General features: G+C 53.8%; 13 protein-coding genes. 1 reads left to right on the top strand and 12 read right to left on the bottom strand.

Annotated elements, in window-relative coordinates:
- The 4 genes from ACW8F6_RS16345 to ACW8F6_RS16360 form a co-directional block, all read right to left on the bottom strand.
- Positions 1–1548 (bottom strand): retention module-containing protein (locus ACW8F6_RS16345; protein WP_491576951.1); only part of this gene is annotated, 1548 nt, incomplete at its 3' end.
- Between the two features lie 90 nt (positions 1549–1638).
- Positions 1639–2922 carry a TolC family outer membrane protein gene (locus tag ACW8F6_RS16350; protein WP_491576952.1) on the bottom strand — a complete coding sequence of 428 codons (1284 nt, stop codon included), beginning with the start codon at positions 2920–2922 and terminating at the stop codon, positions 1639–1641.
- A 337-nt stretch (positions 2923–3259) separates the two neighbouring features.
- Entirely contained in the window at positions 3260–4636 is a 1377-nt protein-coding gene (locus ACW8F6_RS16355) for an HlyD family type I secretion periplasmic adaptor subunit (RefSeq protein WP_491576953.1), read from the bottom strand.
- Entirely contained in the window at positions 4617–6779 is a 2163-nt protein-coding gene (locus ACW8F6_RS16360; protein ID WP_491576954.1) for a type I secretion system permease/ATPase, read from the bottom strand. The genes ACW8F6_RS16355 and ACW8F6_RS16360 overlap by 20 nt, the downstream gene beginning before the upstream one ends.
- Positions 6780–6842: 63 nt before the next feature.
- Between ACW8F6_RS16360 and ACW8F6_RS16365 the strand changes: the two genes are divergently transcribed.
- On the top strand, positions 6843–7184 hold the full coding sequence (locus ACW8F6_RS16365) for a hypothetical protein (RefSeq protein ID WP_491576955.1): 342 nt from the start codon (positions 6843–6845) through the stop codon (positions 7182–7184).
- An 85-nt stretch (positions 7185–7269) separates the two neighbouring features.
- Here ACW8F6_RS16365 and ACW8F6_RS16370 read toward each other — a convergent pair whose 3' ends face one another.
- From ACW8F6_RS16370 to zwf, 8 genes are all read right to left on the bottom strand, one after another.
- Complete coding sequence (locus tag ACW8F6_RS16370) at positions 7270–8271, bottom strand: LacI family DNA-binding transcriptional regulator (protein WP_491576956.1); 1002 nt, start codon at positions 8269–8271, stop codon at positions 7270–7272.
- A gap of 135 nt (positions 8272–8406) precedes the next feature.
- Positions 8407–9855, bottom strand: coding sequence for a pyruvate kinase (pyk, locus tag ACW8F6_RS16375; protein ID WP_491576957.1), 1449 nt, complete (start codon positions 9853–9855; stop codon positions 8407–8409).
- A 124-nt stretch (positions 9856–9979) separates the two neighbouring features.
- Positions 9980–10984 carry a type I glyceraldehyde-3-phosphate dehydrogenase gene (gene gap / locus ACW8F6_RS16380; protein WP_491576958.1) on the bottom strand — a complete coding sequence of 335 codons (1005 nt, stop codon included), beginning with the start codon at positions 10982–10984 and terminating at the stop codon, positions 9980–9982.
- A gap of 202 nt (positions 10985–11186) precedes the next feature.
- Positions 11187–11819 carry a bifunctional 4-hydroxy-2-oxoglutarate aldolase/2-dehydro-3-deoxy-phosphogluconate aldolase gene (locus ACW8F6_RS16385; protein ID WP_491576959.1) on the bottom strand — a complete coding sequence of 211 codons (633 nt, stop codon included), beginning with the start codon at positions 11817–11819 and terminating at the stop codon, positions 11187–11189.
- A gap of 14 nt (positions 11820–11833) precedes the next feature.
- Complete coding sequence (gene glk / locus ACW8F6_RS16390; RefSeq protein WP_491576960.1) at positions 11834–12841, bottom strand: glucokinase; 1008 nt, start codon at positions 12839–12841, stop codon at positions 11834–11836.
- Positions 12841–14697 (bottom strand): phosphogluconate dehydratase, encoded by a 1857-nt coding sequence (gene edd, locus ACW8F6_RS16395; RefSeq protein ID WP_491576961.1) that lies wholly within the window; start codon positions 14695–14697, stop codon positions 12841–12843. The genes glk and edd overlap by 1 nt, the downstream gene beginning before the upstream one ends.
- 116 nt (positions 14698–14813) lie before the next feature.
- Positions 14814–15500 (bottom strand): 6-phosphogluconolactonase, encoded by a 687-nt coding sequence (pgl, locus tag ACW8F6_RS16400; RefSeq protein WP_491576962.1) that lies wholly within the window; start codon positions 15498–15500, stop codon positions 14814–14816.
- Between the two features lie 3 nt (positions 15501–15503).
- Positions 15504–16940, bottom strand: a complete 1437-nt coding sequence (zwf, locus tag ACW8F6_RS16405) for a glucose-6-phosphate dehydrogenase (protein ID WP_491576963.1) — start codon at positions 16938–16940, stop codon at positions 15504–15506.
- Positions 16941–17079: the final 139 nt, after the last annotated feature.

Consider the following 17079-nt stretch of genomic DNA (forward strand, 5'->3'; position numbering starts at 1 on the left):
CGTTACCGTGCCATTAAGGGCGCTTGCCGCTGTGACGGTAAGCGGATCGCCATCCACGTCTGTGTCATTGCTTAACACATCGATGTTGTTTACCGGAGTATCTTCATCGGTGATCAGTGGCGCGTCGTCGTTTGCCACGGGATTATCGTTAACCGGACTGACCGCACTGGTAGCCGCCGAGGTCACTGTGGCCGTTTCACCCCGGGCATCTGTGTAACTGATGGCCACGGTGATTTGCGCTCCGACATCGGCATCGGTGAGCGCATAAGTTTCAGCCGTAGCTCCGCTAATAGGTAGCCCGTCGGCAAACCACTGATAGCCCTGCACACTTGCAACCCCATCTGGGTCGGACAATTGTGCGGTAAGCACTTCGTCTTCAGCGGCGGTGCCCGCAATACTGGCGGTACCAATCAGGTTGGATGCCTCCACCTGGTAGGCCAGTTGGTTGGTCACTGTTTGAGTGTTACCCGCGGCGTCAGTGGCGACAAAGCTGGCGTTGATGGCGCTATCCGGATCGGCCTGTAGGTCGCTACCGGCTAGGTCGATGCTGAAACTGCCGTCGGCAGCCAATGGCCCGGTGTAGTTCACCCCGTTTACTGACAAAGTCACTAGATCGCCAGCACTAAAATCTCCTGCGACATTGCCCGTTATCGTCACAGTGCCATTGGCTTCGTCTAGGCTCAGTTCGTTGTCGGCCGTGACTGTGGAGGTAAAATTAATGGTGGCATTTGCCTGGGTATCGATGGCAAAACTGCGGCTGGCCTGGGCAGTACCGGCGTCAACCGTTAAGGTGTACTGGCCATCAACAGCTGCCTGTAAGTCAGCGGCGGGGACTGTGGCAGTCCACTGGCCATTGCTGACTTGTGCAAGGTATTGATTACCATTAAAGGACACCGTCACTAAAGTGCCATCTGGCGCGTTGGTGGCATTGCCGGATAGAACAAGCGGCTGAGTCTGCTCCTGAGCGTTGATGACGTCATCGACAGCCAAAGGATTGATAGTCAATACGGTCGGTTGTGCAGCAACTGCCGAGCCGTCGCTATCGCGACCGCCTATATCGTTGAACTGGCGATTGCTATCGTAGCCGGTGGTGGAGGTCTCGAAGCCGCTTTCGGGCGTGACCCTTTCTGCCGTGAGGTCTACGCGCACGCCGCCTGTGCCAGCGCTGTTGCTACCGCTTAAAGGGCCATCGCCGGCCGCAGCGGCGGGCAGTATTTCATCCAGAGAACGCCCTTCGGTAAGGGCCTGTTCAATGGCCTCAAAGTTAACCGCATCCTGCAGGCTGCCATCTTCGGCTTGTTTATCCAGCTCTACCAAAAACGCCTTATCAAACCGGAGTTTTTCCTCTTGCCCCAAGGTCACAACGGCACCCTCACCCACGGCCAGCATCAACACCGCGCCGGGCGCGGTGGTCACCCATTCGCCGAGCGAAATTTGATCATTGGCAGTCAGAAGTCGTCTTTCACCATTAGCATCGGTAACCCACGCCTCCCCTTGAACAGCCAGAACGCGCGAAGAAGTTACAGTTGCAGCGAAAGAGTTAGCCATGGCTCACCTCAAAATACGAAAACGCCGGGCAAACCCGGTTTACTTACCGACTAAATATCAATCGGCAGACGACTTCTAACAGTTTAGCGGCTATTCGCCACTTAAATAGGCGGTCAGATCGCCCATCGCATTTAAAATACGGTATTGCGCAAACAGGCGATCATAATTTGCGCCAATTAATGAGCGCTTAGAATCCAACACTTCATTTTCCGTATTTAATAGATCTAAAAGTGTTCGCCGACCAATGTTGAACTGCTGCTGATACGCCTTGCGGGTAGCACTGGCAGCGCGCACATGCTCCTGCAAGTAGCGTAGCTGGTTGTTGACAGCTTCATAATTACTCCACGATAGACGCATCGCTTCCACGACTTGACGGTGGGTGTTGTTGCGAATTTCGCGGGCCTCTTCTAACAAGTGCGCCGTTTGAGTACGGCGTGCCTTATCGGCACCGCCATTGAACAGGTTGTAGCGCATGCGCAACGCCACAATAAGATCTTCATCGCGACCTTCGACACCGCCGATGTTATTGTCGAGGCGCTTATCCGCTTCCAATTGAATTTGCGGCCAGTAGCTGCTGTCCGCCGCTTCGTATTGGGCCTGTGCGGCATTGACGTCCGCCACCGCAGATAAAAGCGTTGGATGGCGCTCCAAAGCTTGGCCAACCGCCGCCTCCATGCTAATGGGAAGCGGCAAAGACTGATCGGGCATGGTCATGGCATTGGTGTCGGGCAAAAAGCCAACCACTCGATAGAAATTGGTGCGCGCATCCAGCAAATTATTTTCGGCCACCACCAAGTTACTGTTGGCCAACGCCAAACGCGCTGATATCTGATCCAAATCGGCCTTGCTGCCCACACCCGAGCGATTGCGCATGACCATTTGGTCATAAATATTCTGGTGATGTTTCAAGCTCTCCTTGGCCAGATTCATGAGGTCGAGCTGTCGCAGCAGGTTCAGATAGACCTCGGCGGTGCGCAACGTAACTGTCTCCGTAGACGCCAGCGCTAAATAGGCGGCGCTGTCCACACGGGCCTTTTGGCGGTCCACCTCATCGGCTGTGGCAAAGCCATCAAACACCATCTGACGGGCCTGTAGCGACAACTCATTGCGCGTGAGCCGAACGGCTTCGTCATTGGTCGACGGCTTTCGAGTCTCCTCGTAGCCCACACCGGCTGTGGCATCCAGGCGCGGTAAAAAACCGGCCTTAGCCAAGCGAACTTCCGCTTTGCGAGCGTTGATTTCATGGCGGGCCGCCAGAATTTCTGGATGTGACTCCAGGGTGTGCTTAACGGCGTCCTGCAGGGATATCGCCTGGGTGCTCGTTGCTGCGCCCCACAGGCAGCTGATGGCAATCAACGATCGAATGACTTTCATTGGGTCTTCAAGCTCCTAAAGATCCGTTATAGCTCATTCTTAAGAATGAGATTTTGTGATGTATTTCACATTTATTATTAGGTGAGCACAATACTAGCCTAATAAAAACTTCCTAAAGTGTACGTTTATATAACTCAACGGTTGAACAGATAGCCTTATTCCTTAAATGCCCGCAAAAAACCGATGGTTATTCCGCCAGAAGCATATATTCCCGAAAAAATAAGGCAATAGACAGGTTAAAAAGTGCCATCTATATGACAAATCGCGAGATATTGGTCGCAAATTATACTGAAAAGGGAATAAAAATGGGGTTGCTTTATAAGTAGTCGACTGGTTGTTAGCGCTCTCTCAGGGCCAGCTGTTTGGTCTTGAGTATCGGCTTTAACAGGTAATCCAACACCGTTTTCTTGCCCGTCAATATATCTACGCTAACAACCATGCCGGGAATAATCGGCAGAGGTTGCGCATCCGACCCCAAATAAGCGCTGGCGGTCTCCACCCGCACAAGGTAATAGCTGTTGCCCTCTTCATCCACAATGGTATCCGGGCTTATGTGTACCACGCTGCCCGCCAAACCGCCGTGGACGGCAAAATCGTAGGCAGTTACCTTCACGTTGGCGGGCTGGCCCGGGCTGATAAACGCAATGTCCGACGGCCGTACGCGCGCCTCAACCAGCAGCTTGTCCTCATTGGGAACAATTTCTACGATGTCCATGCCCGGTCGGATCACACCGCCGATGGTATCGACCATCATTTGTTTGACAGTGCCTGCCACGGGCGAGCGCACCAGCGTGCGCTTTACCCGGTCTTCGGCAGCCCGGCTGGACTGCAGCTGGCGCGACAGCTCGCCGCGGGCTTCTGCAAGCTCAGACTGCACTTCTGACTGGAAAGCTAGCTGGCTGGCCGCTAATTTTTCGCGCACTTCATCCACCGCCGCCTCGACGCGGGGGATTGACAGCTGCGCGGCCTCCAACTCACCCAGCAAGTCGTTTCCTTGGCGCTCCAAACGCAACATTTCCACCTCAGAAACTGCGCCGTCGGCCACTAACGGACGGGTCAGATTCATTTCGCTTTCGAGCAATTTATAACTCCGCTCCAGCTGGGCTACGCGGGCTTTAAGTTCGTTCAGCTCCTGCTGCTTTTGCACAAGTTGTTCGCGGATCACCCGTTCGCCGGTGCTGCGCTCCAATTTACGCGCCGAGAATATGGCAATTTCCTGCGCAATAAACTGCGGGTCAACGCCCTCAATAGACGCTGGCGCGAATGGTTCGCCCGCCGCCTCTGCTTCGAGCCTGGCAACCTTTGCGGTCAATTGATCCAGTGTGACATCGGTCTCCTGGAAGGAAGAGTTAAACAGCGTATCGTCAATGCGCAGTAGCGGCTCACCCCGCTCCACTAACTGGCCTTCGCGCACAAAGATCTCCTGCACTATCCCCCCCTCCAGATTTTGTATCACCTGCAGCTTTTGGGATGGAATGACACGGCCCTCGCCGCGTGTAAATTCATCGACATAGGCGAGTGCCGACCACACCACCATTACAAGTAGGAATACACCGATTGCCCAGAGCAACACCTGACCGCCGCGAGGCGATTGTTGTAGCACGGCCGCCGCCGAGGAGTTCATGTAATCGAGATCGTCTTCGTAACGGGGTTTTTCCGTCGGGTCTTCACTTGCGCCCACGTAATGGCGCCAATTAATGAGCTGTCGCAACACGTAACTGCCCCTTCTTCAACGCTTCCAATACGGCATCCTTCGGACCATCTGCCACCAGGCGCCCCTGATCGAGCACAATAATCCTGTCTACCAGCGACAACAGCGAAGTTTTATGCGTCACCACGATCAATGTTTTATTAGCGCTTAAGCGCGCAAGATTTTGTTTTAACCGCTCTTCCGTGCTGTTGTCCATCGCGGTACTCGGCTCGTCCAAGATATAGATAGGCGGCTCGTTGAGCACGGCGCGTGCAATGGCAATGCTTTGCCGCTGCCCCCCAGAAAGCGCTGAGCCGCGCTCGCCTACCTGGCGATCTAATCCCTGCGGATGGTTGTTGGCAAACTCCGCAACGCCGCTGAGATCTGCGGCGCGCAAGATATCGGCATCTGTGGCCAAGGGGTTGCCGTAGGCGATATTGTCTCTGATTGAGCCAAAAAACAGTGTAACGTCCTGCGGTACCGAACCTATGTGGGCGCGCAGCTCGGCGGGGTCGACCTGACTGAGGTCTATGCCATCCACCAATACGGCGCCCTCGGTGGGGCGATACAAACCGGTCATGAGTTTTTGCAGCGTACTTTTCCCCGAACCAATTCGCCCAATAATTGCGACGTGTTCGCCGGCTTTAATCTTAAAACTGACCTTCTGTACTGCCCATTGTTTCTCCTCGGGGTAGGCAAAACTGACACCGTCAAAGGCCACGGCTCCTTGAATATCTGTGCGCTGAATAAAGGGCTTTTGATCGCTGCGCTCCTGTGGCTTATTGACGATCTCTTCCAAAGAGTCCAGCGCCGTTTTAGTCTGGTGGTAGTTCACCATTAACCCTGCAACCTGTGCCATGGGCGCCATGGCACGCGCCGATAACATGACGCAGGCAATCAAGCCCCCCATGGTTAAGTCTTTGGCCGCAATTTCATACACACCTACTATGACCACCACCACCGCAGCAATTTGCTGGATAGCCCCCGCGCCCACGGTAGTGGTAGCGGTCAACAATCGCACTTGTTGCCCCCACTGCGCCAAATGCCCCACGGACTTTTCCCACAGGCGCTGTAACTTCCCTTCGGCACCAATCAGCTTAACGGTTTCAAGGGCGGTCAATGTTTCCACCAGGGTGGCGTTTTTTTGTGCTGAAGACCGGTAAGTTTCCTCCACGGCCACCGCCAGCTTGCGCTGCATTAGCACGGAAAACAGTAAAATAATGGGAATAGCAGCCAGGGGGACCCACACCAGTGGCCCGCCCAAATAGGCAATGACAAGCAGAAACAGCAAGGTGAAAGGTAAATCGACAAACGCTGTGACAGTGGTGCTAGTTATGAAGCTACGAATCGATTCAAAATCCCGCAGCTGGCTGGCAAATACACCTACCGATTGCGGGTGGGTTTCGTAACGCGCCCCTAACACCCGCTCAAAGATAAACGCTGAAAGCTGTACATCGGCCTTCTTGCCCGCGACCTCGATAAAGTAGTTGCGCAATAATTTTAAGATTAGGTCAAACCCGTAAACCAGCACCACGCCGATTGCCAATACCCACAGGGTTTCTAACGCATCATTGGGAACCACACGGTCGTAGACATTCATGACAAACAGTGGATTGGCCAGCGCAAAAAGGTTGATCAGCACCGAGGCCACGAGTACATCGCGGTAAATGCGCCAGGAGCGACCGATCACCCGCCAAAACCAGTGCCCCTGGTGGTCGCGCGCCAGGGCTTGCGTCCGCTCGTCGTAGCGGTGTTCTGGCTTGCAGTAGATGGCATAGCCGGTATAGGCCTCGGCCAAGGCCTCTGCAGTGGCAGTGACTTCGCCCTCTGAGTGGCTGTCTAGCAACCGGTATGTGTTGTCGCTGTTGCGCGACAACAACACGGCGGCCTGATTATTCTTGAGTAGCAATACCACCGGCAATACTAACGAAGGAATGTCCTCAAGGCTGCGCTCCACCACCTTGGCAGCGAGCCCTGCGCGGCGGGCGGCACGGATAAACAGTTCTGGAGTCAGGCAGTTGTTCACCAGCGGTAAGCCCGCAATCAACGACGTTGCCGAACATTGATGATGTTCTCTTTTGGCGAGAATCAACAGGCAATCGAGCAACGGGTCTTGATGTTGCGTGCGAATCTCAGGGTCAGAATTTACCAGGGCCTCTGAATTCATTGCTATGCTCTTGGGTACACGTAAACCCAGCATAGTCTATTAAGCCCCGCGACAGGTCAACAAATGCCCTACGTAAAACGAGATTCCATCGGTCGAATAGTTAGCCTGCATGGCACCGCTGAGGAAGCCAGCGAGCAACTGCCGGCCGACCACCACGAAGTTGAACAATTTTTAGCCCAAACGACCCAGCCCACACCGGACGCCTACAAGCGGGCACTAGCTGAGACAGACCAGGACATCGCACGCATTACCGAAGACCTCATTCACTTGCTGGTCAATAAAAGTGTCATCCTTTTTACTGATTTGCCACCGGTGGTACAGCAGAAATTACTCGACAGGGAGCGCCTGCGCTCACACTTGCAACAGCAGGAAGACAACTTTCTGGACGACAGCGAACTCCTCTAACGACACCCGGCAACGGCGCTCAAATCATCCAACCATCGCGGACGACAATGCTGCCAGGCAAATAGCGAGAAAACAGACAAGCAGCCTAAACGGATTCGCGCTGGATCAGCGACGATTTAACACGTTGGTGCTGTACAGAGTGGGCGGCTGTTTTAAGTTGCATTAACAACAACTGCGCCGCTTGCTGGGCCATGGCCTGAATAGGTTGACGCACGGTGGTCAATCCCGGCCAAATTTGCTCGGCGGCGGGTATATCATCAAAACCGGCGATGGCCACGTCGCCCGGTATTTTGCGCCCCAGCTTGTGGGCCAGCTTGATGGCGCCAGCGGCCATGTCGTCGTTGCTGGCAAAAATAGCGGTGGGCGGATTTACACTCAAAAGTAACTTTTCGGCCGCGTAGTAACCGGACTCAAAGGTATTCATACCCTGTACAATCAGTTTTTTATCCACCGGGATACCTTGATACATCAGCGCTTTCTGGTAGCCCTGAAAGCGGTTTCCCATCGCTTTGTGATCTGGGTGGCCCAAAATATAGCCAATACGCTTATGCCCCTTCTCCACCAGTCGGGTGGTCATGGCGAAAGCGGCCTCTTCATCGTTGGTCATTACACTGGAGCAGGGCAAATCGTCGTCTGCAGGGGCAATAACCACTACCGGGATCTGCAACTCCATTAGCCTACGCACAAGGTTGACGTGATCGGATAACGGTGGCGTGAGCACCACGCCGTCCACGCGCGATTGCCGAATCAGATTAACCACTTGCTGTTCCAAGTCGTCGTGGGCGTGATCACAGGGATGTATCAGCAAATCGTAGCCCGCTGGCCGACACTCGCTAAGGACGCCGTTTTGGACATCAATCACATAACTGGCCGAAGGGTTGTCGTAGAGCAGCGCTATTAAATAGGAGCGGTTACTGGCTAAACTCCGGGCCGATTGGCTGGGGTGATAACCCAGTTTTTCAATGGCTTGCTGCACCTTTTCACGGGTTGCGGCACGGACGTTGGGCTCGCCATTGACCACGCGCGAGACGGTTTTTATTGAAACCCCCGCCAACGCCGCGACATCATCAATTGTTGCTTTTGCCACCCAAGCTATCCCTTTCAGATAGAACATTCAGCTACAGACTCGCCCGAGATTTACCGGAACGAGTCTGCAAAACATAAAAGCGCGATATCGTGCCCTAGAGACAGATCCAGAGCACAATATCGGCGCAACGTAGAGCTATTTAACCGCCTGCCCTACTCTGACGATCTTCATGGTGTTTGTCCCACCTAGTACGTTCATAAAATCGCCCTTGGTGATAACAACCAGATCGCCGTCAGCCACTATACCGCGTGATTTTAACTCATCTACAGCGCTTTGATTCACCTGTTCGTTGGGGATCTTTTCGTTGTCGAAAGGAATCGTGTGCACACCGCGAAACAGTGCAACACGCGCCTGGGTTTCGGGCTGACGGCTAAATGCAAAAATCGGCAGACCGCTGCGGATGCGCGACATGAGCAAGGGCGTGCTACCGGACTCGGTCATACAGATAATGGCTTTAACCCCCTGCATACGGCTGGCGGCAAACATCGCAGAAATGGCAATGGCTTGATCAACCGACGCCAGGTTCACGTCGAATGAATCCACAGACGAAACAGCTTTGGGGTGGGTTTCCGCCCCAAGAATTACCCGAGTCATGGCCTCAACGGTTTCAATGGGGAATTTACCGGCCGCGGTTTCAGCCGACAGCATCACCGCATCTGTGCCATCCAGCACGGCGTTGGCCACATCAAAAACCTCTGCCCGGGTGGGCAATGGGCTATTAATCATGGACTCCATCATCTGAGTAGCTGTAATTACTACCTTGTTCAACCTACGTGCGCGCGAGATCAAATCTTTTTGTACGCCAATGAGTGCCGCATCGCCAATCTCGACACCCAAATCACCGCGAGCAACCATGACGGCATCTGAGGCACAGATAATATCGTCCAGGCAATCTGTGTCATTGACGGTTTCCGCACGCTCAATTTTCGCTACAATACGCGCATTGCCACCGGCGCGAACAAGCAAATCGCGCGCGCGATGGATATCGCTCGCTTTACGCGGAAAAGATACCGCCAAGTAGTCAACCCCAATTTTGGCTGCCAGCTCTATATCGCGATAGTCTTTTTCAGTGAGCGCGGGCGCAGACAGTCCACCACCTTGACGGTTAATGCCCTTGTTGTTTGAAAGAGCGCCACCTACGGTGACTGTGCATTGAATGCGCGACCCTACCACCTGATCAACTTCAAATACAACGCGACCATCGTCCAGCAGTAGCACGTCGCCAGAGCGCGAATCTGCGGGCAACTCTTTGTAATCAATGCCAACGCCACTCTGATCGCCAGCGTTTGAATCCAGCTCCGCATCCAGGAAAAACTTATCGCCCTTTTGCAGTTCAATTTTACCGTCTTTAAAGCGTGCGATTCGTATTTTTGGACCTTGTAAATCGCCCAAAACAGCCACGTGGCGACCGTGTTTGGCGGCAAATTCCCGAACGAGATCAGCGCGCTGCTGGTGGTCTTCAGGCTGCCCATGCGAAAAGTTCAATCGCACGACATCCACACCTGCAACAATCAGTTGCTCTAACACAGCCGGATCATCCGTAGCCGGGCCTAAGGTAGAGACAATTTTGGTTCTTCGTAACATAGCCATTCCGTCATATTTTGTTAAGTGCCAGAGGTCTGAGCCTCCGTGCATTCAGGCTGGCGTCTAGCGCGCCGTCCTGGTATCAGTAAAACAAAAGCCGCGCTGAGCACGGCTTCTGAAGTTCTTATTTCGCATTCATTAGGGCAATGGTGTTGTCTAACATGCGGTTAGAGAAGCCCCACTCATTGTCGTACCAGCTCATAACTTTAACCCACTTGCCATCAACCTTTGTCTGACTCGAGTCAAAAATAGATGAATGAGCATTGTGGTTAAAATCCACGCTAACCAGCGGTTCGTCATTGTAGCCCAGGACGTTTTTCATAGCGCCGTTGCTGGCCTTCTGGATCAGCTCGTTAATTTCTTCAATGCTGGTTTCCCGGCTGGCCAGGAAATTGAAGTCAACCAGGCTCACGTTAATGGTGGGCACGCGCACCGCCATGCCGTCTAACTTGCCATTGAGCTCTGGCAATACCAAGCCTACAGCACTGGCCGCACCGGTTTTAGTGGGAATCATGGACTGAGTAGCACTGCGCGCCCGATACAGGTCACTGTGGTACACGTCGTTCAACTTTTGATCATTGGTGTAGGCATGAATGGTGGTCATCATGCCCTGCTCAATACCAATGCTGTCGTTCAATACTTTGGCCACAGGCGCTAGACAGTTAGTCGTGCAAGAGGCATTAGAGATGATCTGATGCTCTTTCGTGATCTTATCCTGGTTCACACCGTAAACAACGGTGATGTCGGCATCCGACGCAGGCGCGGAAATGATGACTTTTTTAGCACCCGCCTCTATGTGTGCGCTCGCCTTAGCCTTACTGGTAAAGATTCCGGTACATTCGTAAACAACATCAACACCCAGCTGGCCCCACGGCAGGTTTTTAGGGTCACGCTCAGAAAAAATCTGGATCACGTCGCCATTGACAATCATCGCATTGCCATCAACGTCGACGGTACCTGCAAACTTTCCGTGCACCGTATCGTAGCGTGTAAGATGTGCGTTGAATTTTGCGTCACCTAAATCGTTGATAGCAACAATCTTAATCTTATCTTTTAATTCACTTTCATAAAGTGCGCGCAGCGTATTGCGACCAATACGACCATACCCGTTAATTGCGACCTTAATCATTGTATTTACCCCTGAAACTTGTCTTGTCAAAAATACTGTTACATAGTGTTGGAAGCAGTGGCTCCCAACGTATTTTGGTCGGTGGTCCGACTCTAAAAATATCTACGCAGTTATGTAAACTGCCCAGGCTCTCTCGACCGATGACGCATATATCTGCGACTTACCGTCACTCGCCCACATTGCACCTATTGCATTACTTACACTATTTTTCCGCCGCAGCTCGCGCTTCGCGTGCCAGGGTTTCGATTGCCGCCCAATCGCCTTTGCGCATGAGGTCTACTGGAGCCATCCAAGAGCCTCCAACACACACTACGTTTGGCAGCGATAAATAGTCATCCAGGTTTTTCAGGCTTACGCCACCCGTGGGACAAAATTTGACCTGCGGCAGTGGGCCGCTGATTGACTTCAACATCGGCACGCCACCGGCGGCTTCTGCCGGGAAAAACTTCAAGTATTTAAAACCGCGCGCCATCAACGCCATAACTTCACTGGGCGAGTTAACACCTGGCAATATAGGCACACCCGATGCCAGCGCCGCGTCGATTAAGTCTGGGGTTGATCCCGGCGACACTAAAAATTCTGAGCCAGCCGCGACAGCGCGATCCACATCGGCCGGTGTATTGACGGTACCGGCACCGACAATGGCCCCCTCTACCTCATCTTTAATCAGCCGAATCGCTTCCAGTGCACACTCTGTGCGCAGCGTGATTTCCAGAACCGGCAAACCACCGGCAACCAGTGCCCGCGCCAACGGCACTGCGTGCTCGAGCTTCTCGATTACCATTACCGGTACAACCGGGGCTGCCTGTACTACGCGTTCAATTGCATTAAGCATAACTATCTCTACTGTTACGAATGTTCAGCTAACAAAGCCGCAGCGCCCACCAGCGCTGGCTCGTCAGCCACAATTAAAAACACGGGAATATCTTCAACATAGTGAGACATCACCGCCTTGTCACAAAAGCGCTGCACAAAGGGGCTTTGAACTAAAAAATCGCGCACCTTTGGTAAAATACCGCCACCCAGATAGACGCCACCCAAAGCACCCACCGTTAAGGCAAGATCTGCGGCAGCGCTGCCCATTACACCACAAAAGGTATTCAGTGCATCTACGGCCAGCGGGTCATCGCCTCTAAGGGCCAGACCGCTAATATTCGCCGCGGATTGAGGCGCCACTTGCCGACCGCGCACCGCACTGAGGCCGGCGTAAATACGCTCAATACCGGCACCCGACAGGAGCGATTCCTTTGAAACATACCCCAGCTGGGACTGAAGGTGTTCACACAAAGCAATTTCTTCCTGGCCTTGCGGCGCAAATGCGGTGTGACCACCTTCGCCACTCAAGGGCAACCATTTGCCGGCCAGCGGCACCAATGACGCCATGCCCAGCCCTGTGCCAGGCCCAATGATGGCTCTGGGCGCATTTTTCTGGGTACCGGGCTTAATACGCAGCAAATCAGCTTCAGCCAAGGCGCTGGTTGCATAAGCAAGGGCAGTGAAATCATTGACGATTAACAGCTTGCGCAAACCAAACTGTTTTTCCACGTCGCGGATAGAAAACGACCAATTAATATTGGTCATTTCAATTTGGTCGCCCAACACGGGGCCGGCTAGCGCGACACACACCCTGGCAATAGGCAGACCTTCCAATGCGTCCAGGTAGGCCGCCAACGAGTCTTCAAATTTAGGGTGGGTCTTATTTTCAAAGGTTTTAATAGCGTCGATACAGTAGTTACCGGCGTTATCAACGCCCGTTACCAGCCCCCAGCGGGCATTAGTGCCACCAATATCTGCAACTACATAGGGAAACATATCGGGCTGTGTTAGCGGGCTATTCACTGTGGCCAAGGCACTCATTACTGGTCCTCGTTCACATCAAAATCGAAGCTGCGCGCACCGGTGGCAGCACCAGTAACTTGCGACCGCAACGCAGCGAACAACTCGCGCCCGCACCCGTATTGGTTGCCGCTCAAATCGGGCATGGTGGCAATTCGCGAGGCAAATTCGCGCTCGTCTACCAGCACATCCAAAATACCCTGCTCGCCATCTAAACGAATAACGTCGCCGTTTTGAATTTTACCAATTAACCCGCCTGCGGCGGCTTCGGGTGTGACGTGAATCGCTGCCGCCACCTTGCCAGAGGCCCCGCTCATGCGGCCATCGGTGACCAGACCCACCTTAAAACCCTTGTCCTGCAGGCTGCCCAAAATAGGCACAAGTTTGTGCAGCTCGGGCATTCCGTTGGCTCGAGGGCCCTGGTAACGCAACACCGCAATAAAGTCCTTATCTAACTCGCCACGCTGAAAGGCTTCGATAAATTCCGCCTGGCTATGAAAGATAATCGCCGGGGCTTTTTGCACCCGAAATTCAGGCTTCACCGCCGAGGTTTTAATGACGCCGCGCCCCAAGTTGCCCTTGAGCACCTTCAAGCCACCGTCGGCGGCAAAGGGATCCGCCACCGGGCGCAGTACGCTGGTGTCGTGCGACTCGGCAGGGCCTGCCACCCAGCGCAACTGACCATCGCGCAATTGGGGTTCGGTGCGGTAGGCCTGCAAGCCAGAGACTGTATGCGTAGTCATGACATCGGCGTGCAGCAATCCGGCATCCAACAATGTGGCAATCAAAAATGCCATACCGCCCGCCGCCTGGAAATGATTGATATCGGCAACACCGTTGGGATAGATTTTAGTCAGCGAAGGCACTACGGCTGACAGCGCCGAGAAATCATCCCACGTCAGCTGTATACCAGCCGCTGCAGCCATGGCCACCAGATGCATGGTGTGATTGGTTGAACCGCCGGTTGCCAACAACCCCACCACCGCATTCACAATCGCGCGTTCGTCCACAACTTTTGCCAATGGACGATAGTCGTCGCCGCTTTTCACTAACTTCAGCACTTGGGCGCTGGCAGCTGCCGTCAACGCTTCGCGCAGCGGCGTATTGGGATTCACAAAGGAGGCGCCGGGCAAGTGCAACCCCATGATTTCCATCAATAGCTGATTTGAATTTGCGGTGCCGTAGAAAGTACAGGTACCTGGTGAGTGGTAGCTAGCACTCTCTGCAGCTAACAGTTCTTCGCGCCCCACTTTACCCTGGGCAAACAGCTGGCGAACTCGGGCTTTTTCATCATTGGGTAAACCCGAGGGCATAGGGCCCGCCGGCACAAAAATCATCGGCAGATGACCAAAAGATAAAGCGCCGATCAACAAGCCCGGTACAATTTTATCGCACACGCCTAAGCAAAGCGCACCGTCGAACATATTGTGCGACAAGGCGATGGCGGTCGACATGGCAATTACATCGCGCGAAAACAGCGAAAGCTCCATGCCAGCCATGCCTTGAGTAATGCCGTCGCACATCGCCGGCACGCCGCCGGCAAACTGCGCCACGCCGCCGTGCGCAGAAATGACTTCTTTAATGCGCTTGGGGGTATCCTCAAAGGGCTGGTGGGCCGAAAGCATGTCGTTGTAGGACGATACGATAGCAATATTGGGAACATCGGACTGCGACAGTAAATCTTTATCGGTGGTACCACAGGCAGCAAAGCCGTGCGCCAAATTGCCGCAGGGCAAGGTTTTTCGGTGCGGACCCTGTTCGGCCTGCGCTTCCATACGCGCGAGATAGTCCGCACGGCTGGCGCGGCTACGCGTCCTGATGGTTTCAGTAACTTGAGCAACAACGGAGTTGAGCTCAACCTTAGGTAAATCTGTCATGTGACCCCTTGCGCGCTTGTGCGTCTGGTACTTATAAAAACTTGGTGCTAACTGTCTGTGGTTTACGTTTTATCGTTCGCGTTTCGGCTAGCGCTGCCAATCGTGGAAACGCCGCGTTATTTGGCCCAATAAACATCCACCGCGACCTGGCTTTGCTGAAGCACGGCCGCCACTGGCTGCAGATCGAAATCATCGGCAGTTTTGGCGCCTTGATAGACGGCAAGCTTGTCTTCACCGGTGATTAACAGTATTAACTTTTGGCTATTTAAGATGGCCGGCAGTGTCAACGTCATACGATCCACCAGCGGCCCGGTTACTTCCGATTGGGTCGCCGTGATTGCCGCACACACTGAGGCGTCGGACGCCATTGCCTCTTGCAAGCCCTGAGCATTGGGAAACAAAGACGCCGTGTGCCCATCTGGCCCCATGCCCAACAATGTTAAGGCAAAGGGTTGCGTGAGCGCAGCATAGGCGGCATTCACTTTAGCGACGGCGTCTTGCGGTTTGGCATCTGTTGTTTTCATGCCCACAATGCGGTGATTTGGAAAGCAGCGGCGCAGCAGTGCTTCATTGCTGCCCTTGTGATCGAGATCAACCCAGCGATCATCCACCAGCGCAATTTGCACACGATCATCCAGGCTTTGCCCTAACGTCTGGTACACCGGGCCTGGGGTACTGCCGCCAGACAACAACACACTGGCGGCTCCGTGAGCCGCCAACACAGCGTTTATGTGCGACTGCATATTGGCCTGCAATTGCGCCAACAGTGCCTCTCGTGTTTCAAAAAAGTATTCGTTTATCACAGCTCAGTCCTGCACATGCCATTTGCGATTGTCTTCTGCTATTAACTGCTCCGCGGCCTCAGGACCGTTGGTGCCCGCAGCGTAGTAAGACAATGGCGTTAAATTTTTCTTCCATCCCGCGATAATAGGATCGGCCCAGCGCCAGGCGTGATCGACCTCGTCGCGATGTACAAACAAGGTTCCATTGCCAGCCATTGCATCCAGCATCAAGCGTTTATAGGCGTCGGCAACGGGCGCATTGCACTCGGCTGCCAGATCAATTTCAAACTCAATTGGGCGTAATTTAACATCTGCGCTGGCAATATCTTTGCTCATCAAATTGATGTAGATATGCTCTTCAGGCTGCAGGCGGATAACCAGCTGGTTATTCTGCTCCTGACCAAATAACGGGTGGGTTACCGGTTTAAACTGGATCACCATTTCCGCATAGCGGCCGGTCATGCGCTTGCCGGTACGCAGGTAAAATGGCACACCTTTCCAGCGCCAATTGTCCACAAAGGCCCGAATCGCCACGAAAGTTTCCGTGCGGCTCGGCTTACCCAAATCGCCCACGTAACTGTCGACCGGCTTGCCCCCCACTTCGCCATCGACGTACTGAGCGCGCACTGTATGCTCGGCAATATCGTCGCCAGTAATTTTACGCAGAGATCGCAGCACCTTGATTTTTTCGCTCCGCACGCTATCTGCGTCCAGTGCGTTGGGCGGGTCCATAGCCACCAGGCAAAGCAGCTGCAGCAAATGGTTCTGCACCATATCGCGCATTGCGCCGGCGCCATCGTAAAAACCGCCGCGGCTTTCGACGCCCACAGACTCGGCCAAGGTAATTTGCACGTGATCAATGGAATTAGCATCCCAAATGTTTTCAAACATGCGGTTGGCAAAACGCAGGGCCAGTAGATTCTGTACCGATTCCTTACCCAGGTAGTGATCGATCCGATACACCTGTGATTCATTGAAGTAACGGGCTATTTCGCCGTTAATGGCCTCGGCTGATTCACGGTCGTAGCCGAGCGGTTTCTCGACGATGACACGCGCGCTGTCGCTGACCAGCCCCAAAGACGACAGAGTGGCACACACGCCACCAAAAAGGCTTGGAGGAATCGCGAGGTAGTAAACGGGGATCGCATCTGAAGCCTGCAGCAACGCCGTCATGTCCGCCCAGCTGGCGCTATCGCTCAAGTCTACATTTACAATGGCCAGGCGTTCGGCAAATGCCGTCCAGGTGTCGTCGTCAAACTCGCCGGGGGTGAGGAATTTCTGCAGGCCGGCCTTTACTTTGGCGATAAATTCTTCCTGCGTCACATTGCCACGGCTGGTGGCCAGAACCCGCGAGCCCTCGACCATGCGGCCCTCGCCTTCACAGCGGTATAGAGCCGGCATCAATTTACGTATGGAAAGATCGCCGGTTCCGCCGAATATTACCCAATCTGTTGCTTGCAAGGCCTACCCTCTTCTATCCACTGTGTGTTGCGCTTCGTACTCTGTGGCAATCCGAGCACTCGCAGCGCCTGTATATTCTGAAGCTTAAAGAGCATATGACAGCGCTGTCAAACAATACAGGTCATTTTTTACGCTAATA

Source organism: Simiduia sp. (assembly GCF_058345725.1).